Source organism: Companilactobacillus bobalius (assembly GCF_002179915.1).
Taxonomy (GTDB): domain Bacteria; phylum Bacillota; class Bacilli; order Lactobacillales; family Lactobacillaceae; genus Companilactobacillus; species Companilactobacillus bobalius.
Genome location: NZ_MYFM01000006.1, coordinates 37,201 through 64,012 on the forward strand (window position 1 = coordinate 37,201; position 26,812 = coordinate 64,012).

Here is a 26,812-nt window from a genome sequence, read left to right on the forward strand (position 1 = left end):
TTTTTGTGGAGGACGGCACGCATCTAAGAATTTCTTATTTTAACCTTAATGAATCATCAAGACCATACTACTGTTGCGATGCTATAACTTAACTATGCTTTTTAACAGCAAGTAAATAATCGCAATAGAGGTGAACTCTTGGCAACGAAGAAAAAAAAGAAATACTTATATGAAGTCGATTTAATGCGAGTTCTCTTTATCGGCGGAGTTCTACTTAACCATACAACAACCGCTTTTAAGAATAATGTTGGTAATGGTTCAGGTAGTCAATTATTTATTGAAGCGACTCACTTGATGCTTCACTTTACCAGAATGGGTTTTATGTTCATGACCGGACTCGTTTTGGTTTTAAATTATTACAATCGAGATAATCATTGGCTGCACTTTTGGAAGAAACGTTATATCAGCGTAGGTATACCGTACATTGGGTGGAATGCAATCTTAATGTGGTTTGCCACCGTTACAGCTGGTGTAGCGATAAATTGGCCGGATTATTATAAAAATTTAATTGATGCCATCATTCATGGTAACAAGTATTACATGTACTACATCTTGGTGACGTTCCAGTTGTATCTAATTTTTCCATTGATAGTTTATATGTTTAAGAAATTACCCAAACATCACACGGCTATTTTAGCGGTGAGTGCCATTATTCAATTGTTACTAGTGATAGGAATTAAGTATTGGTTGCCTGGTGTCGATCGTGACAGTTGGTGGTACCTATTTAGAGCCTACGGAATGAACGTTTTGGTTTACCAATTCTACTTTATAGCTGGAGCCTTCGTGGCAATTCACTATGATCAGGTAGATAAATTCATTGAAAAGAATCATCGTGTAATCGGCTGGTCGACTTTGGTTATGGCAATCGGAACGGTGTTCTTATTCTTTGGTAACCAGAACATTTTAAAGCTAAGTATGAGTGCAACTGAATCGATTCATCAACCATTTATCTTCATTTACGATACATTCATGATTGCTTTTGTTTTCTGGATTGGGCGGCAATATGCTCATGCTAGAAACAACGGCTTGCCAAAGATAATTGATCGTATGGTAAGTAATATGGCTAAAGTGTCCTTTGGAATTTATCTAGTTCAGACAATTCCGATTACATTGTTATATGGAATTCTCAGCATGATTAAGCTTCCATCAATCGTCATGTTGTTACTATTACCATTAGGATACGCATTTGTATTAGGTGGAGCCTTTCTTATCTCATGGTTCTGCTACAAAGTTCCTCCATTTGGAATCTTAATTGGACGTCCACAATGGCATCTAACAAAAGGAGTTAAAAAATATGTCAGAAATAACGAATCTATTAAACAAACAGTTAAAGAATAATAAAAATGAAAAAATCATTAAAGATGAAACTACAAATAAGTGGTTTACAGGACTTGAATTTGCGGAGGATGTTAATGACTTGAAAAAGACATTGATTGATCTGCACATTGGTTTAGGTGATGTTGTCTTGGTATGTTTACCCAATACAGCCGCTTACCCAGTCTTAACGCAAGCTCTTTGGGAAGTGGGAGCAATTATGCATCCTGTTTCTGCCACAACACCTGAAAGAGAACTACAACAAGAACTGAGTGATCACGATTATGTGGCCTCAATCGTAGGTGAAAATTTAGTTAATGCCGTTTTAGATGAAAGAATGGCAATTGTAACGGTGTTACATTTACAAACTTATTCAATTCTGCACGTCATTCGTGACCGTCAATTGATGGGACACGAGCCGGCATTACCAAAAGAAGATGATTTGGCCTTGATTCTTAATACTTCCGGTACTACGGGAAAGCCTAAACGAGTAGGGTTAACACATCGTATTTTGAAGAATGCCGCTGAACATGATATTGAAAGTCATAATATGAATGCTCAAGATACGACAATGATAGTAATGCCAATGTTTCATATTAATGCTCAAGCTATTTCGATTCTTTCAACCAGATTGTCCGGTGGCAAGATTGTTATAACTGAGAAGTTTAGCGCTTCTAAATTTTGGAATCAAATCCGTGATAACGGCGTTACGTGGGTTTCAGTGGTTCCGACAATTGTAAATATCTTATTGATAAATAAAAATGCGCTAGCTGCCTATGATCAAAATATTAAATTACGCTTTGTGAGATGCTCATCATTTGCTTTACCACTTGATAAACTAACTGAATTTCAAACTAAATTCCATACGAGAATCCTTGAGGGATACGGTATGACGGAGACTGCCAGTCAATGTACAATTAATCCTTTCGATGCACCTAAGGTTGGTTCAGCCGGTAAGGCATTTAAGACTGATGTCGCTATTATGATTGATGGAAAAGTGGTATCTGAAAGTAATCAATTAGGTGAAATCGTGGTTAAAGGTGATCATGTTATCAGCGATTACTTAGATCCACATCCAGATTCATTTAAGGATGGTTGGTTCTTAACTGGTGATTTAGGTTATCTGGATAATGACGGTTATCTTTTTGTTAAAGGTCGTAAGAAAGATATTATCAATCATGGTGGGGAAAAAGTTGCGCCTGCCCAGGTTGAGAATATCCTGAGTCAATTAAATTTTGTCAGAGAAGTTTCAGTTATTGGAACTCCTGATACTCTATATGGTGAAGCTGTTACGGCAGTTGTTATCACTCGTGGAGACCAAGATGAAGAATTGGAACGTCGAAAGATTATGGCACATGCTAAAGCTAGTTTGGCTAACTACGAACAACCAACTCGGATCTTCTTTGTAAAGGATTATCCTCGTAATGCTACTGGCAAAGTAATTCGCTTGAAGTTACGTGAACAAGTAATGTCAGCGTTAGTAGGTAAGCGTGCATGAGCAAAAGAAAACGGACTCTAAAAAAGATTTTAATCAGTGTCGTTCTACTTTTCTGGGCTGTAGTTGCTTTGTATGGTTTTAAACAGACTGATACAAGTAGTTCCAGTTCAGGCTTACAAACGGTGACAATTGGTTATCAAAAAGGTGATCCTTTCGATATTGCCAAACAACGTGGTGAGTTTGTTAAGAAGATGAAGGCTAAAGGCTATAAAGTGGTCTTCAAAGAGTTCCAAGACGGTAATTCTCTAATGCAAGCTTTGAAAGCAGGGAGTGTCGATTACGCTAGAACTGGTGATACACCTCCCGTTTCTGCCCTATCAACAGGAACTAAGTTGACCTATGTAGCGGCTGGATCTTCTAAAGCCAAAGGTTCAGGAATCTTGGTTAAGAAATCTTCAAGTATTTCTTCAGTAAAAGACCTTAAAGGTAAGAAGGTTGCTTATACCAAAGGAACTAGTTCACAGTACATGTTATTGGCAGCTTTGAAGAAGGCTGGAATGAGTGCTAGCGACGTTACTTGGGTCAATATGGACCAATCAAGTGCCAGTGTAGCCTTTTCTAAAGGTAAGGTAGATGCTTGGGCCACTTGGGATCCTTACACTTCACAAGCTGAAACTAATCAGAATGCTAAAGTGATAGTTGATGGCTCTGGAATTACTAATAATCGTGATTTTGTTCTATCAACACAAAGTTATGCTAAAGAAAATAAAGAGGTATCTAAGTACTTAATTAAATACCTTGAAGAAGATATGCAATGGGCTAATAATAACCATAACGAGCTCATAACGATGATGAGTAAGTCCTTGAAAGTTTCTAAAACAGTAGTTAAAAGAATGGTGGAACGTCGGACTTATGGTATTTACACTATGAATGCCAGTTATGCTAAGGAAGAACAAAAGATTGCAGATACCTTCTATGATGCAGGACTGATCGATAATAAAGTAACTGTTAGCGATTCAGGTGATTATAAGTAAAAATAATATTGAATTAAGGAAGTCGACTAAATAGTCGGCTTTTTTGTTATGATGTTAAAGATATAAGGGGGAGTATTGTATGAGAATAGGTGAACAACTTCAAAACCAACGTAAATTAAATGGTATGTCACAAGATGAATTGGCGGATGAGTTGCATATATCGAGACAATCGATCTCTAAATGGGAGAATGGAAAATCTTTGCCAAGTTTCAGTAATGTTGTGGCTATAAGTGATCTATTTGATATTTCATTAGATGAGTTGATTAAAGGTGATAGCGAGTTGATGGATCAATTTGAAACCAATGAGCCTAAAATTAGTAAAACTTGGACGATTGTAATCATCAGTTTCACGATTGCCATAATTATAATGGGAATTCTTAGGGCCTTTCGTATATCAGATGATCGAATTGATACCTTATTTAGTGTTCCTGAAATTATTGCTTTCGGTTTTTTAATGTATAACATTAATTGGAAAAAATTTAATAAGGGAATAAGTAAGAAACTTATCTTTTGGGGAATTATTTGGTTAGGGTTGTATTTGATTCCTATAATAAATGATTTTATTGCTGGCTTCATTGTCGGATACAATGGTTAAGATATGGATTTAATTAAATCTATAGTTTTGATAAGAGCATAACGATATTAAAACGCCCAATCGATGAATTTTTAGATTTACATTGATTGATGCAACCATAGGCTTCTATTGTAAACAGCACATTATCGATAAGATTTGATTATCAAAAAACGAGGTGTTGTTTATGAACATTAAAGAACGAAACTATTCAACTGGGAAAAAGATACTATTAATGATTTGGTTTTACTTTTTATATCAGGTATCGTCAGTTCTAATGGCAATTCCATCTGTTAAAACTGTAAAGGAATTATGGCTTAGGTTAGTATTATTTATTTTAGGATTTGTCTTATCCATATTACTGATAAGGCACCTCTGGAATTACTTTGCAGGTGATTTTCATCCAGAAATTAAATTTCTACCTTCTTTTAATAGAAAACAGAAAATTATCATTTATATAATCTTAATGATATTACTTATTGGACTAGTAGGCTGGAGTTCAAGCGTCGTTCCGACTTCTGATAATCAGACAGAGATTAATAGTATGTTTGGAAAAGATAAATGGAGTATGACAATTTCTGTTGTGATTTTAGGACCGGTAATTGAGGAATTGATTTTTCGTGGAGCCCTGCAAAAATTATTCTTTAATCAAATTAAAACTAAGTGGCAAATGATATTGTATGTTATTGCTTCGACAGCACTTTTTGTATGGATTCACGGAACACCATTTAATTCACAGATGGTTCCTTATCTTGTAATGGGAGTTATTTTTTCTATATCGTATGTGTTATTAGATGATATTAGGTACGATATTTCACTACATGTGCTTAATAATTTGATTGCTGTTATTTTAATGTTCTTATAACTATACTATAACGTCAAAAATAAACTTTATTGTAATTGCAACCGGGGGTTTCTGTTCAATGAGATCCACTTAAGATAAGCTTTTAAATATTAAATGAGGTGGACTTAATGAAAATAGGCAAACAATTACAGGATCAACGTAAGCAACATAATATGTCACAAGAGGATTTAGCAGCTAAATTAAATATTTCTCGTCAAGCAATTTCTAAATGGGAAAATGGAACTTCTTTACCTAGTTTCACCAATGTGATCGCTATAAGTAATTTGTTTGATATTTCTTTGGACGAGCTTATCAAAGAGGATCCGGCATTGATCAAAAAATTTGAGCATGAAAAAATAGGATTAACTAAAGTAGAAACAATTATTACGGTCGGATTTGTGTTGGCATTTATAGTCTTAGGAGTTTGTTATTTTTATGGAGTTACTTCACATGAGATGATGGATTGGATTTCGTTATTTGAATTAGTTACTGGTATTGGTTTTTTAACTAATATTAAATGGAAATTATTCAACAAATCACTCAATAAAAGAGCAGTTATTTTTGGAATATTGCTATTGGCTTTATTCCTGATACCCCAGATTATGAATGCTATTCCTGAAATTATTAAAGGAATAGATCAAGGTATTTCTTACGGTAGTTAATAACGAATGCATAACGATATATTTTTTATAAAGGAGTCGACTTTAGGTCGATTCTTTTTGTATATTTAAGTGACAAAGTAAAAGCAACCTCTAGGTTCTCGTCCAATTAGATAATTACATCTAGAATTGTAACTAAATAAAGGGGGCACCAAAATGAAGATTGGTGATCAGTTACAAAAACAGCGAAAATTACATCATATGTCACAGAACGAATTGGCAGAGAAACTTCATTTAACCAGACAATCGATTTCAAAGTGGGAAAATGGAACGACGTTGCCTAGCTTTGCTAACGTAATTGCCATTAGTGAAATATTTGGTGTCTCTTTGGATGAGTTAATCAAAGGAGATGCTGCTCTAATGGATAAACTTAAAGATGATGGAAAGATTAGATTGACCAAGCTGGAAACGATTGTCATTACGGGACTCGTATTCGTAGCTATTGCTCTGGCAATTATTTATGGAACGGGAATATCCATGGATGATGTGAGTGATTGGATGTCAGGATTCTCTTTAATATTTTTTATTCTCTTTGCTAATAGCATTAATCGAAAGAAGTTTAATGAAAGTCTTAATAAGAAGACCGTGATTTTTGGAATATTATTATTAGTTACAATTTTGGTGCCATTTATCATAGGAATTTTTAGTGGTTTCTTACAGGAATCGATTAGATTACAGAAAAATGTTTAAAAAAATAGACCTAATAGCTCAAAATCGAGTTATTGGGTCTATTATCGTTAATCTTCAGAATTAAAGTCAATCATGGGAAGTGTCATAGCTGGGAAACCACTTGCTGCAGTCATCATTGAGACTAATGGGCGTAAATAAGATAATAAAATTGTTGCAGCATCTGTTTGTAAAATTTGTAAGGCATCTACATTGGATATTTCATCATCGACTTTGAAATATGAAGATATTTTGCTAGATATTTTATACGGTACTTGATCCCGGTCTAGGTTAACAAAGAGGCTCAAGTAAACTGGAACAGCCGAACTCCAGTCGATTTCTAATTCCGGAGGCATTTCGATCATCGTTTTAATGTCTAATTGTTCGAGACCGTCGACAATATCGAACTGTTCATTAACTTTGAGATCGAATTCTGAAACAGTGGGATCATCAAATTGTAAATATCGATCAATTTTATTCATGATTTTTCCTCCATATATTTTTCGTAAGTTTAGCATGTTGCCGAAAAAAGAGATATTTATTTGCTATTCCAATAAAAAAATCGACTTTGAGAGTCGATTTTTTTAGGCAGTCTGTTTTTGAATTTCCTTTTCACCCAGAATCTCATTGAGGACTCGATCGGCCACGATACCAATTTGACCGGCATTGCGATTTTTAGGACAAGTTTCCTCATAATAATTAGTGGATTCTTTCATAACGACGATACGGTCTGCCATACGAGCAGCTTCATCGACATCATGGGTTACAAGGATAGTGGTGAGATGTTGCTTTTGACAAACATCAAGGATCAAATCTTGCATTTTTCTTCTAGTCAAAGCATCTAAGGCACCAAGCGGTTCATCCAACAATAAGACTTTAGGATTAGTCATTAAAGCTCTAGCTAGAGCGATTCGTTGTTTTTGACCACCTGACAATTGATTGGGAAAGTGGTCGGCATAGTCGCCTAGTTCAACAAGATTTAATAGTTCTTTGGCATGTGCTTTAGTATTTTTATCTTTAGAACCAAATGATAAATTGTCTAAAACATTCATCCAGGGAAGTAAACGATCTTCTTGGAACATCATTCTCATAACGGAACGAGAGTTGTCTTCACCAACAGTGATCGATCCGCTAGTTGGTTTTTCCAATCCGGCAATCAATCTCAAGAGGGTACTTTTACCGCCACCACTCATACCAACTAAGGCAATGAATTCGCCTTGATTAATATTGAGATTCACATTTTTCAAGGCAGTTAGGTCTTGATACATTTTATTAACATTTTTAATTTCAATCATTGAATTTTTAATCATTAAACGTTGCTCCTTCCGGTCTTTTGCCATTCAAGCAGTAAACTTTCAAAACTCTTTGCAACTAAGTCAGAAATTTTACCTAAGACAGCGTAGACGACGATACATAAAATAACAGTTTCCATATCCATAAAGTCTTCAGCATTATTAGCCATATAACCAATACCAGAACTGGCTGAAATAGTTTCAGCGACGATTAATGTGGTCCACATCACACCTAAGGCATAACGGATACCAACGAGAATTTGTGGTAAGGCAGCTGGAAAAATAATTTTGAAGAACATTTGGCCTTTGGAAAGTTCATAAGATTTTCCCATTTCAATCAAATCAGGGTCGACGGAACTGATACCGTGGAATGTATTGATATAGACTGGGAACATTGTTCCGATAGCCACTAGAGAGATCTTGGCTGATTCATTGATACCAAGCCATAAAATAATTAATGGGATAAGTGCCAAATGAGGAATATTACGAAACATCTGAATAGAGGAGTCGAATAGTAAACGACAAGTCTTTGACATTCCGTTGATAAATCCGAGGATAAAACCAACACCACCACCAATCAAAAGACCGACGGTAGCACGATAAAGACTGATACTTAAGTTTTTAGGCAGTTCGCCACTTTGGGTTAACTTGATTCCGTCTTGAAACACCGCTAGAGGTGATGGTAAAACGGAACTCGATAGCCAACCAAGGGTAGAACTGACCTGCCAAAAGAGAATCAGAATAATCGGCAAGAGAAATGGCAATAGTTTGGTTACAGGAAGAACAAATTTCCTTTTTTTGCGTGCTATAGTCAAAGAATCTTGCATCGACTAAGCCTCCTTTAATTATTGAGTCACTTCTTGAGCTAGAAGTGTACGTTGAATTTTTCCAGTAGCATTCTTTGGTAATTGACTACTAAAGATATACTTTGTAGGACGTTCAACAGGTAATAACTGCTCATTTGCTAATTCATTCAACAATGCGAGTTGGTGTCGATGATCTTGACTGATTTCATTTGGAACAATAACAGCAGTAACGGTTTCACCATAAATTTTGTCAGGAACACCAATTACAGCCATTTCACGGACAAATTTCAAAACGTTAAGACAATCTTCAACAGCAAGTGGATTAACGTTTTCGCCACCACGGATGATCATTTCTTTACTACGTCCAGAAATTTGAAGATAACCATTTTCATCTAGGGAACCTAAATCTCCAGTTAAAAGCCAACCATCATGGAAAGCCTCCGGTTGTGGATCGAGATAGTGTGTAATAATACTTTCACCTTTAATGGCAATTTCACCTACTTGACCGACAGCCATCTCTTCATAATTGGCGCCAAGAATCTTTAATTCAGTACCAACTGGCAAACCGACACTATTTTGAAGAGGTTTGTTCAACGGATTCTGAGCAATTTGACTAGCTGCTTCCGTCATACCGTAACTTTCAATTAAAGGAACGTTGAAACGACGATTGAATTCTTCGTGAGTACTTGGTAATAAAGGTGCCGAAGCAGTTCTGAGAAATCTTAAATTGTTGTCAGTGGGTTGTTCGTCACGTTGTAACAAAATGGCGATAATAGCCGGTGTGAGTGAGACCCAAGTTATCTTTTCACTACTGACTTCCTTCCAGAATAAATGGGCACTGAATTTTGGACGGAATAGTAATTGTCCATGAGATAAGCAGGTAGCTAAATTAGAGATTACCAAGGCATTGATGTGAAACATTGGCATCAAGATAAAAGTACTATCGTGACTGGTGAGTAACTCACTATCAATAACGTGGAAGGCACCAGCTAAGAGTTGATAATGTGTTAAACCGACCCGTTTAGGTTTTCCCGTTGTACCAGAAGTATGCATGATAACCGCCAATTGATCATCATCAGGAGTTTCATTAAGATGAGCAATGTGTTTGTTACGGATAAAGATTTGAACCTCAGATTCATGTAAAGTAGTTAAACGAGGTTGATTAGTAAAAGTATCTTTTAAGATGGAAAGTTCTTTAATGTTTTCATTTAGAATAATTGCTGAATAATGATATTGATCTTCCAGTTCACTGATTTGAATTTCAGTAGAAACGGGATTAATAGGTTGTACAATAGCACCAATATCCCAGAGACTTTGAATAACGATAGAGTAAGAAACTGAATTAGATAAGGCGACTAAGACGATATCGTTATGACCAATACCCTTGTTTTGCCAATAGTTTTTCCAAACATTTTCTTCTAAGTTAAGTTGACTACCCGTGTACCAGTGTTGACCGGCATCTTGCATCAAAGGACGAGAAGAGCCAGCAATCAATTGTTGTTTTAATCTTTCTGTAAGTTCTGACATAAGTAATACCAAGTCCTTTCACTTGTTTAATTGTTCGATTGAATAAACATAGTTTACAAGGAAGATGGCGAAGTAACTACTTAGGTTCGATAAGGTTTTTATAAGAAAATCTTAGAAAGAGGAGAGGGTTCCACAGACCCGGGAATTTCCGAGGATTTGCCTAAGTCCTGGAATCGCCCGCGAATTGTGCGAGCAATTTCAGGACTGTAGCAAACCGGAAGAAATTGGTCTGTGGAACCCGTTTAAGCAGCATACTTGAGAAACATAGCCAGACCGAGAAGATTTAAATCAATAAAAGAACTGCCGTCCTCCGCAAAAAGAAAATTTGTCTGGAACGCCATGGGCTGAGCCAATTTTCTTGTTGCTTCGGACTAAATCCAGCTTTGTTTATCAGTTATTGTAAAATTCAAACCAATAAAAAAATCCAATCCTAAGGAAGGATTAGATTTTATCAAAAGTAATTTTAAAAATACTACCACGAGGTTGATTATCCAAAACCTCGATAGTACCGTTATTCAATTTAACCAGTTGAGCCACGATAGATAGTCCCAGACCGCTACCCTTAATTTCGGTAGAGTGAGAAGTATCAACTCGGTAGAATCTTTGGAAAATAAGTTTTTTCTGATCATCGGGAATACCCATGCCTAAGTCAGCAACTGATAATTCAACCTTATCAGCGATATTTTTCAAACTTAAACTAATAGGGGTATTGTCATCAGAATATTTATTAGCATTATCCAAAAGAGCCACAATAATCTGTTTCAAGGTGTCACAATTACCTGAAATATGTAAGTCGGGATCAATGTCTAATTTCATTTCATGGGGAATAGATGGTTCATAGTGCTGACCGATTTGTTCAGTGATCTCTGATAGATTTTCATCCTGCAAAATGACTTTAGCTCGGTCGGCTCGAGACAAATGTAGGAGATTTTCAATTAAATTCTGCATTCTCAAAGATTCTTCGTCGATAAAATCAAGTGATTCAGGAATGACTTCGGGATGTTTGTCACCATGACGCTTGATTAGATTAATATTGCCTCGAACTGCCGCTATCGGTGTACGCAGTTCATGTGAAGCGTTAGAAACGAAATCTTTTTCACGTTGTAATCTTTGATTCTGAGCAGTCAGCAATTCGTTGAAAGCATTACCCAATTCATTGATCTCTTGAGGACTCTTGGGAACAGTTAGAGTTGGTTGATCGACTTCGGAATCTTTAATGGTACTTCTAGTTTCATTAACTAATTGAATAGTAGGGGCACTTAATTTGGCAGCTAATTGCTGAGCCCACCACGTTCCAAAACCCAACGTAATGAAGACAACGATACTGATAATGATGATTAGTAGAATCATACTATTGATCAGACGGTTCAAACTGACCCATATTTGATAAGTTGTGTTGGAATCCTTTTGTGAAAAGAATAAAAAAAATCCAAAACCGTCAACGTAAACAACGTTTTTACCAAAAATACTGAATTTCTTTTGAGCAATAAATTTTTTGGAAGCTGAAGAAGTCATGATAATCTGTCCTTCACGACCAGATGTTGCCGTAATGGAGGATTGATTAGTTTTAACTCTAATAACAGTATTTTGCTTGGAATGACGATTGTTCTGGTTGTTCCAGTGGATAAAACTGGGGATATCGTCAATATTAGCTCGATTCAAACTCATCATTTGTCCTTGAGCTTCGTGGACTGTCAGCAAAGATTGCTGCACACCAACAATAATTAAAATTAAGGCACTGATTGATAAAGTAATGATGATGACTAATTTTTTGATACCATTGTTAATTAATTCTTGATAAGTAAGTTGCTTGTCATTCATTCTGTCACGTCCTCGAGTGAGTAACCAACGCCTCTGATAGTTTGAATAAGAGGCTTATTTTTTTTGCCATCAATTTTACTTCGTAAGTAACCGACGTAGACATCAACGACATTTTGTTGACCTAAGAAATCTTCGCCCCAAACATTGTCTAATAATTCGTCACGAGTGAAAACTTTGCCAATATGTTGAAGGAAGAATAGCAAAAGATCGTATTCTCGTCTAGTTAATTGAACGATTTCGTTATTTCTTGTTACTTGATGTGATTTAGTATTCAAAATTAAATCAGCAATTTGATAGGTTTGGTCAGGTTCTGATAAATGTTCAGCGCGTCTTTGAATAACACGAACCCTTGCCAATAATTCTTCGATTTCAAACGGTTTGGTAATGTAATCGTCAGCACCATTATCTAATCCGGCAACCTTGTCACCAATGTAATCACGAGCTGTCATAACGATAACGGGAACTTGATCGTGTTTTCTGATCCGACGTAGAACTTCCATACCGTCGAGTTTAGGCAACATCCAATCTAATAGAATCAGTAACAAATCATTTTGATGTTTTTCATATAAGTCCATAGCTTCAGCACCATCATTGGCGATAACTGTTTTAAAATCCTCAAACTGTAATTCCTTACTAACGTAACTTGAAAGACTGCGTTCATCCTCAACGATTAAAATTGTGTTTTTCATCAATAAATCTCCCAATAATTATTTAGTTCATTATAAACATCTTTTATTAAAGAAAGCTAAAAATTCCATTGCGTATGATATTTGTTTCCGAGAAAACTGTGGGTAAGAGAATATATCATTTTTTTGAATCGGTTTATGTTACACTACCAATTGATCAGTTAAAAAGGATGACTTAAATGGAAAAAGCAATTGAGATTCTCAAAAAAAATAATTACAAGGTAACTAAACAGAGAACAGATTTAATTAGTTATCTCAAAAATTTTACAATTCACTACGTTGCCATCAACGATATTGTCAACTACATGCGCAATCTTTATCCCGGAATGAGCAATAATACAATTTATCGTAATCTAAAAGAGTTTGCAGATATTGGGTTAGTTGAATATCAGGAAAAAAATAAAACACTGGTAAAGTATCAATGTGATTTTGAACATCGTCATCATCATCACTTTGTCTGTAAAAACTGCGGTCGAGTGACAGAGTTAAAAGCCTGTCCAATTGAGTTTTTCACCGATCAATTACCAGGGTATACAGTTGAAGGGCATGCGATAGAAGTTTATGGATTGTGTGCTGACTGTACTAAGAAGTTGGAGAAGAAAGAAGCGTAGAGCCAATTCTCTTGTTGCTCCGGATTAAATCCTATTTTGCTAAGTAATATCATAAAATCTAAATAATAAATAAGAACGGTCTCTATTAAGTGATTCAAGTACAGGATATGTCTTGAATGCTTAATGGAGGCCGTTCTTTTTTGATTGATAGTTTGATTTTTTAGTGATTTAAGCGCCAGTTTTTATAACTTAACCCTAGGAAGTAAGCAATTACTTCAAAAGTTGAAATAAAGAAGGTTACGGGCCAATTTGTTATAAAGGCTAAGTATAATCCTAACCAAACTCCGATCAACGAAAGTCCCACTGAAACGATGATCATCTTTGGAACGGAGTGAACGATATATTTAGCGGTAGCGGCTGGTAATGTTAATAGTACGAAAACTAGTAATGAACCAACAATTTGAGCACCGATACTGACACTCAAAGCGAGAGTAACTAAGAAAGTAATTGAGAGTAGTCTGGTTTTAAGCCCAGCTGCTTGGGCACCAATGTGGTCGAAGGAATCAAAGGATAGAGGTTTGTAAAAAATGATGAAAATCAAGATGACAAAGATAGCCAAAATCATTAGTTGATGAACTTCTTTAGCACTGATACCGACGATACTTCCGAATAAAATATTTGTGGCATAACTACTTGATTCAGAGGATAACGATAAGAACAGAATTCCTAGACCTATGAATAATGAAGAAATGGCACTGATTGAAGCTTCACGTCGTGATGATTCAGTACTTAAACTACCGACAGCAATTGAACTAATTAGGGTGAAGAGAATCATTCCAGCTAAAGGAGAAATTCCAATTAAGATACCAAATGAAGCTCCAGCAAATCCAATTTCTGATAGTGTGTGAGAAAGAAATGACATATTTCTTGAAACTACGAAAACTCCCACTAATCCAGCTGTTATTGCAATGAAAGTACTGGCAATAAAGGCCTCACGCATAAATTCATATCCAAACATAAAATTACCCCTCCATCTCGAACATATCTTTAGAAACTTTTTGTACATCGATGGGCTCAATGGTCTTATTTTTAAAGAGAAGAGCTCGTTTGGTGTATTTTTTGGTTAAATCATAATCATGAGTGATGAAAATGACAGTTAGATGATATTTTTGATTCAATTCTTGAACTAAATCCATTAGTTGGGTTTTGACTTCTACATCTAAACTGGCCGTTGATTCATCCAAAATTAAAGTTTTAGGGTCATTCAGTAGTGCTTGAGCCAGATAAGCTTTTTGTTTTTCACCACCAGAGACCAAACCTAATGGTCGATCCTTGATTTCCGTTAGCCCAGTTCTTTGAAGAATTGTATTGATCAAATTATTATTTTGACGACGCTTTTCAGGATTTAACGTTACTTTTAGATTCAAACGAATGAATTGTTCAATACTGAGCGGATAATCAGAATCGATATTTCGGAACTGTGGAACGTAACCAATCGTTTGTCCGGAAGTCTTGATGGTTCCGCTAGACGATTTTTCTAAGCCAATAATTATTTTAACTAAAGTGGTTTTACCTGAACCATTGGGACCGACAAGACTGATGAAGTCACCATCATTAATTTGAAAATTAAGGTTCTCAAAGACTAATTGATTGCCAAATCTTTTTGATAAATTTTCTGCTTTAATCATATGTTATTTCTCACTTTGTAAAATTTTGTTGAGGTCCTTATATTGTGATAACATCCATTGTTTATAAGTTTTACCCTTAGGGAGAGTCTCTGTAACCTTTAGAATCGGGATGTTATTGGCTTGAGCCTTTTTGACAAAATTATTGATGATCTTGCTGTCAGTCTGTGTGTTAAGGACGAAGAAAGCAATTTTCTTATTCTTGATACCTTGGTTCATCTGTTTAATGTTGGCTGGAGTTGGATCTGTACCATTCTCAATAGCTTTTTCGAAGGATTTGTTAGCAACCTTAAAGCCGGTCGATTTCAGTGAGTAATCGAAAACTGGTTCACTGACATAAACATTTTTGTTTTTGGAATTTTGTGATTTTTGACGTAACTTAGTTAATTCATTTTGAATAGGTTGAAGAGAACTGATATATTTTTGAGCATTGTTTTCGAAATAAGTTTTGTCGTCGGGATATTTTTTAGCTAATTCTTTGGCTAAATATTTAGCATACTTAGGCATAGTCTGTGGCTCGTACCAAATATGAGGATTGTCACCGACCTTTTTATTCATGACATTTTCACCAATTTTGATGTAAGTACTATTGTCATCTTGATTCAATTTGTTCATCCAAGAGTCATAACCTAAACCGTTAGCAACGGTGATATCTGCATTGCTAACTTGCTTGGCCACATTAGTGGTTGGTTCGTAGTCATGGGGATCAATAGCGGGATTATTAATAATAGAAGTAACAGAACCCTTGTTACCTACAACGGCTTTAGCGACTTCAGCGTAAAAATCAGTAGTAGTAACGATTTTAATTTTAGAATCATTAGACTTAGTGGCTGATTTATTTGAACAGCCAGTTAAAACAAATAGAAAAATTAGAAGAGAGAAACCTAGTAGACGGTATTTTTTTAAATGCATATTAAAACTCCTTAATGATAAATATTACTATTCAATCATAAATTAAGTGTCTTTAAATGTAAATGATAATATTTATCATTTACTCTGTTACCAAAAAATAATTATAACTCCTTATAGCACAGAAAAAACTAAAATCCCAACATTGTGCACCAAAAAAGCCTGCCAATTCGTGATTGAATTGACAGGCCACGTTTACTTATTCAGAATATTTTTGAATATTTTTAGCCAATTTAATTATTCTACTTTTAATGTCATCACGAGCGTCACGAAAATCTTCCATAACTTCCGTTTCATCACCAGTACTTTCAGCGGGATCATTGATAGGCCAATGTAGCCAACGAGTTGACTGGGGAATAATACATTTATCGCGTGCTTCACCACAAAGAGTCACGACAAGATCGGCTTGATTCATAAAGTCATTGTCGATTAATTTGGATGTTTGTTGTGAAATATCAACACCATCCTCAGCCATAACTTTAACAGCTAATGGATTGAGACCACCAATGCGGATACCAGCACTTCTAACGTCCCATGTTGGTAAATATTTCTTAGCATAACCTTCAGCTATTTGACTCCGACAGGAGTTTCCGGAACAAAGAAAATATAATTTTTTATTCATTATTTTTTATTCCTAGTTTGATTTGACATTCAGGGCAGAGACCATAAACTTCCATGTGATTACCAGAAATCATGTATCCAGAAATTTCAGCGGTCTTTTCTTCGAGCCCTTTTTCGGTATCACTGAAACCTGGATACGTAACGTCTACAATACGTCCACAATTAGTACAAATAGCGTGGTAATGGGGTGTTCCGAAGTAATCATAGTGAGTACTTCCGTCACCATTTTGAAGCTCCACGACTAAATGGTGGTCAACAAAGGTATTGAGGGTATTATAAATCGTAGATGCCCCCATATTAGGTAGTTCTTTACCTAAGGCATCACGAATTATTTCAACAGTAGGATGATTATGATGACTAACTAAGTAGGCCAAGATAATGTGACGTTGGGGAGTAACCCGAAGCTTGTGATCCTTTAGGATTTGTAACGTTTCTTCCATTACGGCATTACTAGCCATGAGCAATCTTCCTTTCTACTTGAGAATCATTACAAGGTAATTATATTACTAAAGTTTGAAGAATGGCAATAATTTGAGTTTAATTGTGAAACCATTTTAATGACGTGAATAGTTTACTTTTCAGAAAATAAGCGTTATTATGTATTCGTTAATAGATGAGAACCATTCCAATGTAATGAAAAATTAAGGAGTGAGCACCATGCCTAAGACAAAGAAGAAACAGAGCTTAGCCGAGAAGATCAACGTAATGCGTGCCAGTGTAATGGGCGCTAATGATGGAATTATTTCTGTTGCCGGAATCGTTATCGGTGTTGCTAGTGCACAAAGTAATAATCATGCTATTTTTCTATCTGGAATTGCCGGTATGTTAGCCGGAACCATTTCAATGGCAATGGGTGAGTGGGTTTCTGTAAGTACGCAACGTGATACTGAAAAACGTGCGATTGAAAAGGAATCTGCTCAATTAGATGGTCATTATGATGAAGAATTTGGCTATATCCGCGACAAATATCAAGCTACTGGTATTTCAAAAGAATTAGCTACTCAAGCCACAACGGAAATGTTGAGCGATGATCCTTTAGATGTGGCAGTTCGTGAAAGATATGGCTTCAATCCCAAGGAACAAACAAGTGCCATCGCGGCGGCATTGGCTTCGATGATTTCGTTCCCAACAGGATCAATTTTACCTTTGGTATCAATTACGATGTTTCCTCAAAATATTAAATTATTTGCGACTGTGATTGCCGTTATTATCGCTTTAATGATTACAGGATACGCTGCTGCAACTCTTGGTGGAGCTAAACGTAGCAAGGCTGTTATTAGAAATGTTGTTTCAGGATTGTTAACAATGTTTGTAACTTATGCAATTGGATCACTATTTGCACATTAGTAAGGAGGAAGAAGAATGAAAACTATGTCAGTTTCAAAACCAAAGAAGCAAAAGAAAACAATGGCGGAACGTTCGAATACCCTTCGTGCTGGTGTATTAGGATCTAATGATGGGATTTTAACCGTTGTCGGAGTACTATTTTCCGTTGCTGTTGCTACAACCAATACCTTTACAATTTTTATTGCCGGTTTGTCAGATCTTTTAGCATGTGCTTTTTCAATGGCTTCTGGGGAATACGCCTCAGTTAGCTCTCAAAAGGATACTGAAAGAGCTGCAATTGAAAAAGAACGTGAATTGATCAAAACTAATTATCAAGACGAACTAGACGTAGTAGCTAATTACTATGTAGAACGTGGCGTTAAAAAAGATACTGCTAACAGCATTGCCAAAGAATTGATGGAAAAAGATGCTTTAGGAACAGTAGTAAGAGTTAAGTATGACCTACAATTAGGACATTACATGAGCCCATGGGATGCAGCCTTCTCATCATTAGTGTCAGCTGCGTCAGGTGGTATTTTCCCATTAGTAGCAATGACATTGTTACCAGCAGCAATAAAATGGCCAGGAACAATATTAGCCGTAACATTATCAGTTGCTCTAACCGGATATTTAAGTGCCAAGTTAGGAGACGGATTAGTTAAAACCGCCATTATTAGAAATGTTATTGTAGGAATAATTACCATGGCAATACACTATTCAGTCGGATTAATGCTATAAAGCAGAGAGCGAAGCAAGCCCGGGAATTTCCGAGGATTTGCCTAAGTACTGAAATCGCCCGCGAACTATGCGGGCAATTCCAGTACTGTAGCAAACCGGAAGAAATTGGCTTGCGCAGCTCGTTTCCACTATATTGCCAAGTACATTGGTTATTCTAAAATAGAAGGAAAACACATTACGGAATGAAAGAACTACAACATTAAATAAAATAGAAGAAAAAATAGGATGTACCCAATCAAAAGAAGAAAGGGTAGCATCCTATTATTTTGTCTTCAACATAAGATCCAAAGATTTTTGTAATTCGGCCAATTGTTTTTCGTCAGTACAATTAGAGTTGCGACGAATATTTTGTGCGATAACTAATTTCATGGCCTTATCGACACTAGACTTAACAGCGGATAATTGCATAAGGACCTCATTACAAGCCTTACCTTCATCCATCATTCTAAGCACAGCATCAAGTTGACCACGAGAACGTTTAAGACGACTAGTAATTTTTTTACTAGCAACTTCTTCGGGCGTTTGTGTCATAATTAACCTCCCAAATTGATTTCATGTCATAATTATACCTATGCGGGTACCGGGTAGCAAATAATTACTTTATTTTTTCCTTAATCATTGATAAAACAAAATAGTTGCCAAAAATTACCCTAGGGGGTATATTATTTTACATAGATATGAGAAGGAGATTGAATGATGGCTAATATTACAGAATTATCAGATAAGACATTCAATGACGAGACAAGCAAAGGTCTAGTTATTACAGATTTTAATGCAGACTGGTGTCCTCCATGTAAAATGATGAACCCAATTCTTGAGAAGTTATCATCAACAGATGAGTTAGGCGATAAGATCAAGTTTACATCAATGAATGTAGATCATAATCCAGATACACCAAATAACTTTGGAATCCAAGGAATTCCTACATTTATCATCAAGAAAGATGGTAACGTAGTAGGACGTATGGTTGGATATCAACCAGAAGAGAAGTTCCGTTTAGAACTAGAGAAATATATGTAGAGAGCGGAGCAGGGGCGGTCAGCCCACGAGGATTTGCCTAAGAATTGGAATTAGCCGCTGAACTTGCGGATGATTTCAATTCTGTAGCAAACCGCAATGGGTTGCCCCTGCGCAGCTCATTTAAAACAGAGAGCGAAGCAAGCCTGGTTAGATTCTGAGCAATTTGCAGGACTTTGCGAAATGACTGCGCAGCAGCCAGTTTGTGAAGTCAGGCAAAGCACAGGAATCTGGCTTGCATAACTCGTTTTCACTACAAACCATAGAACCATGGTTATTAAAAAAGTAACCATTCTACTCCAAGATTAAAAGCTCCTCCAAAAGAAATTGTTAAACCAATAAATATAAAAACTACTTAAATATAAGAAATACACTAAAAATTAGACGAATATAAGTAATAAAGTATGGGCAAATCAGTAGGCGGGTTTGCCCATTTTTTTGTCCTTAAAATGAACTTTTGGCACGTAAAAATAAATTAGAACTTAATTGTAAATAGCTACAAATGTTGGTGCTATAATGATCCTGAAAAATAATAGAGGCGATTATTATGATGCAATTTGGAAAAAAAGTTAGTCTCAGACCATTATTGATTAGTCTGATTATTGGTTTTATACCCGGCAATGTTGCTTATGTATTTTCTCAAAATGGATGGGTAGGTTTTTTCATTGGACTTTGTTTCTTCAGTATTATATTTTTTGCTCATTATTACCCAGAATTACCTGAATTGTTCAGTTACTGGCAATTCGATGGCGAAACTCTTAGATACAATAATATGACTAGTCCCAAGAAGAGATTAGGTATGATGCTTTTTCCGAGTTTTACTAAAATGGATACAATTAAAAAGAATCAGATAAAGTCAGTTAAATTGATGGGAAATGTTCAGAATCAAACAGAACTTCCTTCAATGGTGCCATTTTCTAATGCTTATAGTATTTTCTATTCTCGCTTGTCAATGATGAAGAACCCTGTAGGCATTGAGATTACAACTACTGACAATAAGAAAATTCATTTGAATGCTTCCAGAGATTACGCTTATAACAAAGAAAAGACGGTTAAAGAAATTAATAGTTTTATGGGTGATTTCTCAGGCTTGAAGAGTGTATAAGGATTTGTCCCAATTGTCATAAATACTTTGAATCTGAATATTTTTTCATAGTAAAACGTGGTATATTGTCATATGGAAAAACGGTTACATAATTTATTCAAAGGGATGATGAATAATGGATGATGTACCAAAGACGGTTGAACAAATAAGCTGGTTTGAGGGAGAAATCATTACGATTGATTTTGGTCGCTCAGTTGAATTTGATCCAAAACAGTATTCGGAACTAACTAAGTTGGGGCGCTGGATAGATGCTGATGATCTATCGAAGTTTTATTTAGTTAAAAAGGCTGAGGCAGTCTTTCCGGATGATACTATCAATCAAGTTTTAGGTAGGTTGAACTTGAATGGTTACGAATTGATTCACAGTAACGCTACATATGCATAAGATTAAACTAAATAGGAGCAGGTAATCGTAATTGATTACTTGCTCCTATTTGTTATTGAAAAGTTACATATTTTTGATCCAGATATTTTCAAAAAATGAAATTGTATTTTCAGCAATCATATAATTATTGTCAAAAGTGGTCGTCATATCATGTTCCATAATGATTTTGTATCCTAATCCATGAGCCATGATAATCGTGGCGTTACAGCAATATTCTGTTTGAGCACCACAGATTTCGATTGTTTTGATGCCATTATCCTTGAGAACCTTTTCCAAATCAGTTTTGTAAAAGGCATTAGGATGAGTCTTCTCGACAATTTTGTCGTCATCTTTTCGGTCTAATTTGTCGGATAGTTGCCACAAATCACTGTCACGTTCTAGGTCTTGGTCGTGATGCTGAATAAAAATGATAGGCAAATTAGCTTGTCGATATTCTTTGATACGTTGATTGATATTATTAATCAGATTATTGAAATTGTAACTATATTGTTGAGCTTTCTGCATATCTATAACTAAAAGTGCTTCCGCCATTTTTGGCATAAGACCACTTCCTTAAAGTTTTTTTATAACTTGAGACTAACATTAACGTAATCAATATGGAAGCGATATCCGTTGCTTTTCATCGCATTAAAAAATTGGCGACTGTGATTAATTCGTTTTATAATGGGGAATAATAAATTTTAAGGTAAAAAAATGAAAAAATTAAAAATAGTTTCTATTATTATAGGTGTAATTCTTGTCATTGTTTTGGCGATAGGGGGAGTTTTCGTCTACCGGACTCAACAAGCGTTGAATTCTTTGGATACAAATAAAACCAGTGTCTCGCAGAAGATCAGTCAAGGTAAGCCGTTTTCTATCTTACTTCTAGGGGCTGATACAGGGGCTGACGGTCGTGTTGATCGTGGTAACTCGGATACAATGATGTTATTGACTTTGAATCCAAAGAAAAAGAATACCGTTGCCTACTCGATTCCACGTGATGCTTTGGCTGAAATGGTCGGCGATAAGCAAAAGAATGTTCAAAAAATCAATGCGGCATACAATATTGGTTTGTCCGATATGGCTAAAAACACAGTTGGTAGTTTACTAGGTGTGCCAGTTGATTATCACGTTGCAATCAACATGGATGCATTGAAGAAGACAGTTGACTTTGTTGGCGGTGTAACGGTTAAAAGTGATTTGAAGGTTTCTTTTGACGGTATAACGATTCCTAAAGGAACACATCATTTGAACGGTAAACAAGCATTAACTTATGCTCGAATGCGTTATCAAGACCCACGTGGTGACTATGGTCGTCAAGTTAGACAGCAACAAGTTTTAAAAGCGGTTGTTGATAAATTAGAATCACCAAAATACTTAGTGAAGATTCCAGATTTGATTAAGGATTTAGGTAAGGATATAAGCACAGATTTAACTTCAAAAGAAATCGATGAGATTATTATGAAATATCATAGTAGTGCTGACAATATGGACTTTAATCAGATTCAAGGGAAAACGGCTTGGATCAATCAAAGTTCTTATCAAATCTTACCAACTTCAACTATGCAAAATGCCTCTAATAATTTGAGAGATAACCTAGGTTTGGAACCTCAAACTTTGAGTAATACTGAAACAAAACTGAATGCTAAAAATAAAAAATTCTTCGCAGATGAAGATGATATTGACTATGATACATTTGGTTTAGATACTACGCATTATACTGATAGTACTTATTAAGAAAACAAAAAATAACGACATCTATTTAGAATATAATCTTCCGGTACCTTAATATGGAAAATTGAATTCTTGTAATAGATGTCGTTTTTTATTTTTAAATTATTTATAGCGTTATATCGGCAGTGATTGAACTGGTTTTGTAAGGGAAACGAGATTCAGAAATTTCGAATGGCTGGCCATCGTCAAGATAACTTAATTGACGGATAACTAGGACAGGTTGTTCTACTTTAGTAGCAATACCATTTTCAACGTCTTCTTCAGTAGCGGCCCCGGCACTAATGATTCTGTGTGAGCCCTCAATACTTAAACCATCTTTTTGAAGATGGGCATAGATTGAACCCTCAAGGACAGTTTTAGTCAACGTCGTAATGGAAGTAGGCATAATAGTATGTTCATACGCGAAGACTTCACCATTAACGAAACGTACACGACGAATAACATAGACTGGCTCGGTTGGTGCAATGATTAATTGGTCAGCTTCTTTAGCAGTAGGAATGCGAGCCGATAATTCGAGAACTTTACTGGTAACTTTTTTACCTTGGTTAGTTAAAGTAGCACCAAATGGCTTATCAATGGGTGAAACCTTTCCAAATTTACTGGAATTTTTTCCCGGTTCGTAATCTTTTTTTACGAAAGTTCCAGAGCCACGCTTTGAATAGACCATACCTTCAACTATTAAAAGCTGTAGTGCCTTATGAACGGTAATTCTTGTTGTATTGTAATCTGCTGCAATTTGGTTTTGGTCGGGCATCAATTCCCCGGGTGCGTATTTTCCGGAATTGATCTCTTTTCTTAAACCGTCAGCAACTTCCTTATATTTGTACGCCATGATATCTTCTCCTAAAACTCACTCTTCGTCCTAAGTTTAGCATTAAAATAAAAGTTTTTCGCTTTAATTTAAAAGTATATACTTTTTCAAAATAAAGTGTTTACATGATGAAAAAATATTGTATACTGTAAACGTATTCAAAAAACGTGGGGTGAAAAAAATGACAAATAAATTACCGGAAAACTTCTTTTGGGGTAATTCAACTTCAAGTATGCAAACTGAGGGTGCTTGGAATGTCGATGGTAAAGGTAAATCCGTTTATGATGTAAGACCTGCTACAGAGAATTCTTCCGATTGGCACGATGCTATTGATGAGTATCATCGTTACAATGAAGATTTTGATTTGATGGCTAAGCAAGGGATGAACTGCTATCGTTTCCAAATTTCTTGGAGTCGTGTAAATCCTACTGGCGATGGTGATTTCAATGAAGAGGGTATTGAATTTTACAATAAATTAATTGATGCCTTGTTAGCAAAGAACATTACACCGATGATTTGTTTGTATCATTTCGATATGCCATTGAATCTGGCTGAGAAATATAATGGATTTTTGTCACGTCATGTAGTGGATGCATTTGTTCGTTATAGTACTGAAATGGTTAAACGTTTTGGTGATCGTGTAAAATATTGGATTACGTTTAATGAACAAAATCTTTATTCCATGAGTGAAGCTTTCAGAATTGCCGGTTATTTAAAGGGTGACGAAACTGACGACGAATTATATCAAATCAGTCATCATGTTATGTTAGCTCATGCTGGTGTAGCTAATTACATTCATGAGAATACTGATTGTTTAATCGGTGGGATGTTGGCATACAGTGAGGTTTATCCAGCATCACCAAATCCTAAAGATATTTTGTACGCGCGTCAAATCAATGAATTTCTTAACCGTAATTTGTTGGACGTATTCGTTTATGGACGTTATTCAAATGAAGTTTTGACCTTTGTTAAAAATCATCATATTGATATGGACTACCAACCGGACGATGACAAAGTTTTGATCAAGGTAACATCTGATTTCATTGCTTTCAGTTATTACCGTAGCGATACGATCAGTTCTGAAATGGTTCCTGAAGGAACACTTCCTAATTATTACCTTGATAAAGGTGTTAAGAAGAACCCATTTTTGGAGATATCAGAATTTGGTTGGCAAATTGATCCATTAGGCTTCAGAGATATTTTGACAAAAGTCTACAACGAATATGGTGTACCAATGTTCCCAATTGAAAATGGAATCGGTGTTCGTGAAGAATTCGATGGCAGTGAAATTGAGGATGACTATCGTATTAAATATCATCGTGACCATATTCAAGCTATGGAAGACGCAATCTTTGAAGACGGCGTTGAAGTCTTAGGTTACTTGGGATGGGGGTTAATTGATATTCCTAGTTCAAGTGGAAATATGGACAAGCGTTACGGAACTGTTTACGTCAACCGTACGAACCATGATCTTAAGGATATGAAACGTGTGCCAAAGAAGAGTTATTGGTGGTTGAAGCACGTTATTGAGACTAATGGGGGTGATTTATCAGATTTGAAGTAAGTAATTGATTTAAAAAACTTTTTCGGGGGCGAAAGTATGTCATTACAGAATTCAAAAGCTGCGGATAAATTTGCAACATTTGCAGCCAAAATGGGTGCCCAAATTCATTTACGTTCATTACGTGATGCGTTTGCCACTATCATGCCGCTTTATATCCTTGCTGGATTAGCGGTTCTATTAAATAACACAGTCTTTACTTGGATTTTCAAGGGTAAGACATTATTGCATGTTCAATATTGGGGAACCTTATTGAGTAATGCGACACTAAATATTTCAGGTATTTTAATTGCAGCTATGATTGGTTACTGCTTAGCTAAAAACAGACGCTTTGATAATCCAATTTCTGCTGCATTAGTATCAATGTCTGCTTTGGTAACAATGATGCCAAACACAGTTAAATTGATTCCAGATGGTGCTAAAAAAGCAGTCGATGTTTCAGCTGTTTTACCATTTACTAACTTAGGTACAGGGGCAATGTTCGCCGGTGTTATCGTTGGTTTGATTGCTACTGAGGCCTTTGTCAGAATTTCTAGAATTAAGAAATTACAAGTTCACTTAGGTGAAAATGTTCCACCAGCTGTTGGTAAGTCATTCGATGTTTTGATTCCTATGATCATCGTTTTATCATGTTCAGCTATTATTTCAGCACTACTTTACAATTTATCAGGAATGAACTTGATCAATTTGATCACAACATTCATTCAAGAACCACTTCGTCATATCGGAACAGGTATCTGGGGAGTTATTATTCTTTACTCACTAGGTAACTTACTCTGGTTATTCGGTATTCACCAATCAGTTATTTACAGTTCAATTCTAGAGCCACTTTTGATCATCAATATTACACAAAATATTGCCGCATACAACGCTGGTAAAGCAATTCCTAATATCATCAACGTTTCCCAAGTTCAAACTTATGGTTTGATGGGTGGTTCCGGTTCAACACTTTGTTTACTAGTTGCTACATTCCTAGTTGGACACAGTGCCGTAACTAAGAACGTTGCTAAATTATCAATTGCACCTGGATTCTTTAACATCAACGAACCTGTTATCTTCGGTTACCCAATCGTTTATAACATTTCACTAGCTATTCCATTCGTACTTGTACCTGTTATGGGTCTTGTAATTAGTTATGTAACAACTGTATTAGGTTGGATGAGCCCTTGTGTTATTCAAGTTCCATGGACTACGCCAATTGGATTCAGTGCTTTCCTAGCTACAGCTGGTGACTGGCGTGCTGTTGTTATTCAACTGATCACCTTTGTATTAGGCGTTCTAGTATACATTCCATTCGTTATGATCAACGATAAGGTTCTTTCAAAGGAAAACCAAGATATGGACGTCAAAGAAGCTTAATTAGATGTTTTAATCACTTAACTTATACTCTATGAATTTAAAAATTCATAGAGTATTTTTTTGTTTAAAAAAGTTAATTAACTTGGTGGATAATGTGTGAAATTAATATGCCATCTGTAGTGAATGCTAATAATAGATAGATAAGAAGTCAGTTTCATGACACTAATTATTAATAAAAGTACACCTTAAAAAATGAACAAAGTTTTGTATATATAATGAAACTCTCAAACTAATTAATGATTAGTCAAATCATAGAGGTACTTTATTCATATTCTTTGAAGAAATAGATATGAAAACAACAGACCAGAAATTTATGAAAAAGTTTGTGATAAATATGGCTTTATTAGTAAAAAGCTAATATACGTATATTTAA

The 26,812-nt window shown here is 35.6% G+C and carries 30 protein-coding genes; 16 read left to right on the top strand and 14 right to left on the bottom strand.

The features are described from left to right. Positions 1–138 precede the first annotated feature (138 nt). The 7 genes from LKACC16343_RS09550 to LKACC16343_RS09580 all read left to right on the top strand — a co-directional run bounded on the left by LKACC16343_RS09550 (position 139) and on the right by LKACC16343_RS09580 (position 6,550). Positions 139–1,338, top strand: a complete 1,200-nt coding sequence (locus tag LKACC16343_RS09550; RefSeq protein ID WP_056953104.1) for an acyltransferase — start codon at positions 139–141, stop codon at positions 1,336–1,338. After that, positions 1,295–2,812 carry an AMP-binding protein gene (locus LKACC16343_RS09555; RefSeq protein ID WP_056953105.1) on the top strand — a complete coding sequence of 506 codons (1,518 nt, stop codon included), beginning with the start codon at positions 1,295–1,297 and terminating at the stop codon, positions 2,810–2,812. Before LKACC16343_RS09550 ends, LKACC16343_RS09555 begins: the two co-directional genes overlap by 44 nt. Continuing rightward, complete coding sequence (locus LKACC16343_RS09560; protein ID WP_056953107.1) at positions 2,809–3,786, top strand: aliphatic sulfonate ABC transporter substrate-binding protein; 978 nt, start codon at positions 2,809–2,811, stop codon at positions 3,784–3,786. The genes LKACC16343_RS09555 and LKACC16343_RS09560 overlap by 4 nt, the downstream gene beginning before the upstream one ends. 79 nt (positions 3,787–3,865) lie before the next feature. Continuing rightward, a complete protein-coding gene (locus tag LKACC16343_RS09565) occupies positions 3,866–4,381 on the top strand; it encodes a helix-turn-helix domain-containing protein (protein ID WP_056953109.1) in 516 nt (171 codons plus the stop codon). 163 nt (positions 4,382–4,544) lie between these two features. Continuing rightward, positions 4,545–5,222: a CPBP family intramembrane glutamic endopeptidase gene (locus tag LKACC16343_RS09570; protein WP_056953110.1), complete on the top strand. Its 678-nt coding sequence runs from the start codon at positions 4,545–4,547 to the stop codon at positions 5,220–5,222. Positions 5,223–5,329: 107 nt separating this feature from the next. After that, the gene (locus tag LKACC16343_RS09575) at positions 5,330–5,863 is read left to right on the top strand and encodes a helix-turn-helix domain-containing protein (RefSeq protein ID WP_056953112.1); all 534 of its coding nucleotides are present in this window, start codon (positions 5,330–5,332) and stop codon (positions 5,861–5,863) included. Positions 5,864–6,016: 153 nt separating this feature from the next. Beyond that, positions 6,017–6,550 carry a helix-turn-helix domain-containing protein gene (locus LKACC16343_RS09580; protein WP_056953114.1) on the top strand — a complete coding sequence of 178 codons (534 nt, stop codon included), beginning with the start codon at positions 6,017–6,019 and terminating at the stop codon, positions 6,548–6,550. 47 nt (positions 6,551–6,597) lie between these two features. On the opposite strand, the gene LKACC16343_RS09585 is transcribed toward LKACC16343_RS09580, so the two are convergent. From LKACC16343_RS09585 to LKACC16343_RS09610, 6 genes are all read right to left on the bottom strand, one after another. Further along, positions 6,598–7,008 carry a protein-export chaperone SecB gene (locus LKACC16343_RS09585; protein WP_056953117.1) on the bottom strand — a complete coding sequence of 137 codons (411 nt, stop codon included), beginning with the start codon at positions 7,006–7,008 and terminating at the stop codon, positions 6,598–6,600. Between the two features lie 102 nt (positions 7,009–7,110). Further along, complete coding sequence (locus LKACC16343_RS09590) at positions 7,111–7,866, bottom strand: ABC transporter ATP-binding protein (protein ID WP_411762975.1); 756 nt, start codon at positions 7,864–7,866, stop codon at positions 7,111–7,113. Further along, entirely contained in the window at positions 7,836–8,645 is an 810-nt protein-coding gene (locus tag LKACC16343_RS09595; protein ID WP_056953122.1) for an ABC transporter permease subunit, read from the bottom strand. Before LKACC16343_RS09595 ends, LKACC16343_RS09590 begins: the two co-directional genes overlap by 31 nt. 18 nt (positions 8,646–8,663) lie before the next feature. Continuing rightward, entirely contained in the window at positions 8,664–10,151 is a 1,488-nt protein-coding gene (locus tag LKACC16343_RS09600; RefSeq protein WP_056953132.1) for an AMP-binding protein, read from the bottom strand. A gap of 441 nt (positions 10,152–10,592) precedes the next feature. Then, positions 10,593–11,972, bottom strand: coding sequence for a sensor histidine kinase (locus LKACC16343_RS09605; protein ID WP_056953133.1), 1,380 nt, complete (start codon positions 11,970–11,972; stop codon positions 10,593–10,595). Then, positions 11,969–12,661, bottom strand: a complete 693-nt coding sequence (locus tag LKACC16343_RS09610) for a response regulator transcription factor (protein ID WP_056953135.1) — start codon at positions 12,659–12,661, stop codon at positions 11,969–11,971. Before LKACC16343_RS09610 ends, LKACC16343_RS09605 begins: the two co-directional genes overlap by 4 nt. 176 nt (positions 12,662–12,837) lie before the next feature. Here LKACC16343_RS09610 and LKACC16343_RS09615 point away from each other — a divergent pair, with 176 nt between their 5' ends. Next, on the top strand, positions 12,838–13,269 hold the full coding sequence (locus LKACC16343_RS09615; protein WP_056953137.1) for a Fur family transcriptional regulator: 432 nt from the start codon (positions 12,838–12,840) through the stop codon (positions 13,267–13,269). A 160-nt stretch (positions 13,270–13,429) separates the two neighbouring features. Here the strand turns inward: LKACC16343_RS09615 and LKACC16343_RS09620 are convergent, their stop codons facing one another. The 5 genes from LKACC16343_RS09620 to LKACC16343_RS09640 form a co-directional block, all read right to left on the bottom strand. Continuing rightward, on the bottom strand, positions 13,430–14,227 hold the full coding sequence (locus LKACC16343_RS09620) for a metal ABC transporter permease (protein ID WP_056953140.1): 798 nt from the start codon (positions 14,225–14,227) through the stop codon (positions 13,430–13,432). 4 nt (positions 14,228–14,231) lie between these two features. After that, positions 14,232–14,897, bottom strand: coding sequence for a metal ABC transporter ATP-binding protein (locus LKACC16343_RS09625; protein WP_056953142.1), 666 nt, complete (start codon positions 14,895–14,897; stop codon positions 14,232–14,234). A 3-nt stretch (positions 14,898–14,900) separates the two neighbouring features. Next, positions 14,901–15,806, bottom strand: coding sequence for a metal ABC transporter solute-binding protein (locus LKACC16343_RS09630; protein ID WP_056953145.1), 906 nt, complete (start codon positions 15,804–15,806; stop codon positions 14,901–14,903). Between the two features lie 196 nt (positions 15,807–16,002). Continuing rightward, a complete protein-coding gene (gene arsC / locus LKACC16343_RS09635) occupies positions 16,003–16,425 on the bottom strand; it encodes an arsenate reductase (thioredoxin) (protein ID WP_056953147.1) in 423 nt (140 codons plus the stop codon). After that, positions 16,418–16,882 (bottom strand): Fur family transcriptional regulator, encoded by a 465-nt coding sequence (locus tag LKACC16343_RS09640; RefSeq protein WP_056953150.1) that lies wholly within the window; start codon positions 16,880–16,882, stop codon positions 16,418–16,420. Before LKACC16343_RS09640 ends, arsC begins: the two co-directional genes overlap by 8 nt. Positions 16,883–17,081: 199 nt before the next feature. Between LKACC16343_RS09640 and LKACC16343_RS09645 the strand changes: the two genes are divergently transcribed. Then, positions 17,082–17,771, top strand: coding sequence for a VIT1/CCC1 transporter family protein (locus LKACC16343_RS09645; protein WP_056953152.1), 690 nt, complete (start codon positions 17,082–17,084; stop codon positions 17,769–17,771). Between the two features lie 15 nt (positions 17,772–17,786). Next, positions 17,787–18,488: a VIT1/CCC1 transporter family protein gene (locus LKACC16343_RS09650; RefSeq protein WP_056953153.1), complete on the top strand. Its 702-nt coding sequence runs from the start codon at positions 17,787–17,789 to the stop codon at positions 18,486–18,488. A 261-nt stretch (positions 18,489–18,749) separates the two neighbouring features. Here the strand turns inward: LKACC16343_RS09650 and LKACC16343_RS09655 are convergent, their stop codons facing one another. Beyond that, the gene (locus LKACC16343_RS09655; RefSeq protein ID WP_056953154.1) at positions 18,750–19,019 is read right to left on the bottom strand and encodes a metal-sensing transcriptional repressor; all 270 of its coding nucleotides are present in this window, start codon (positions 19,017–19,019) and stop codon (positions 18,750–18,752) included. 165 nt (positions 19,020–19,184) lie between these two features. On the opposite strand from LKACC16343_RS09655, the gene LKACC16343_RS09660 reads away from it, so the two are divergent. The 3 genes from LKACC16343_RS09660 to LKACC16343_RS09670 all read left to right on the top strand — a co-directional run bounded on the left by LKACC16343_RS09660 (position 19,185) and on the right by LKACC16343_RS09670 (position 20,995). Then, the gene (locus tag LKACC16343_RS09660; protein ID WP_082604548.1) at positions 19,185–19,508 is read left to right on the top strand and encodes a thioredoxin family protein; all 324 of its coding nucleotides are present in this window, start codon (positions 19,185–19,187) and stop codon (positions 19,506–19,508) included. Positions 19,509–20,052: 544 nt separating this feature from the next. Beyond that, a complete protein-coding gene (locus LKACC16343_RS09665; RefSeq protein ID WP_056953159.1) occupies positions 20,053–20,610 on the top strand; it encodes a magnesium transporter in 558 nt (185 codons plus the stop codon). Positions 20,611–20,725: 115 nt separating this feature from the next. After that, positions 20,726–20,995, top strand: coding sequence for a hypothetical protein (locus tag LKACC16343_RS09670; protein WP_056953160.1), 270 nt, complete (start codon positions 20,726–20,728; stop codon positions 20,993–20,995). 63 nt (positions 20,996–21,058) lie between these two features. Here LKACC16343_RS09670 and LKACC16343_RS09675 read toward each other — a convergent pair whose 3' ends face one another. After that, entirely contained in the window at positions 21,059–21,535 is a 477-nt protein-coding gene (locus LKACC16343_RS09675; RefSeq protein WP_056953162.1) for an isochorismatase family protein, read from the bottom strand. Between the two features lie 153 nt (positions 21,536–21,688). Here LKACC16343_RS09675 and LKACC16343_RS09680 point away from each other — a divergent pair, with 153 nt between their 5' ends. Further along, on the top strand, positions 21,689–22,711 hold the full coding sequence (locus LKACC16343_RS09680) for an LCP family protein (protein ID WP_056953164.1): 1,023 nt from the start codon (positions 21,689–21,691) through the stop codon (positions 22,709–22,711). Positions 22,712–22,814: 103 nt separating this feature from the next. Here the strand turns inward: LKACC16343_RS09680 and LKACC16343_RS09685 are convergent, their stop codons facing one another. Then, positions 22,815–23,540: a GntR family transcriptional regulator gene (locus tag LKACC16343_RS09685; protein ID WP_056953166.1), complete on the bottom strand. Its 726-nt coding sequence runs from the start codon at positions 23,538–23,540 to the stop codon at positions 22,815–22,817. Positions 23,541–23,700: 160 nt separating this feature from the next. Here LKACC16343_RS09685 and LKACC16343_RS09690 point away from each other — a divergent pair, with 160 nt between their 5' ends. Continuing rightward, the gene (locus tag LKACC16343_RS09690) at positions 23,701–25,083 is read left to right on the top strand and encodes a glycoside hydrolase family 1 protein (protein ID WP_056953168.1); all 1,383 of its coding nucleotides are present in this window, start codon (positions 23,701–23,703) and stop codon (positions 25,081–25,083) included. 36 nt (positions 25,084–25,119) lie between these two features. Then, complete coding sequence (locus LKACC16343_RS09695; RefSeq protein WP_056953170.1) at positions 25,120–26,439, top strand: PTS sugar transporter subunit IIC; 1,320 nt, start codon at positions 25,120–25,122, stop codon at positions 26,437–26,439. Positions 26,440–26,812 lie beyond the last annotated feature (373 nt).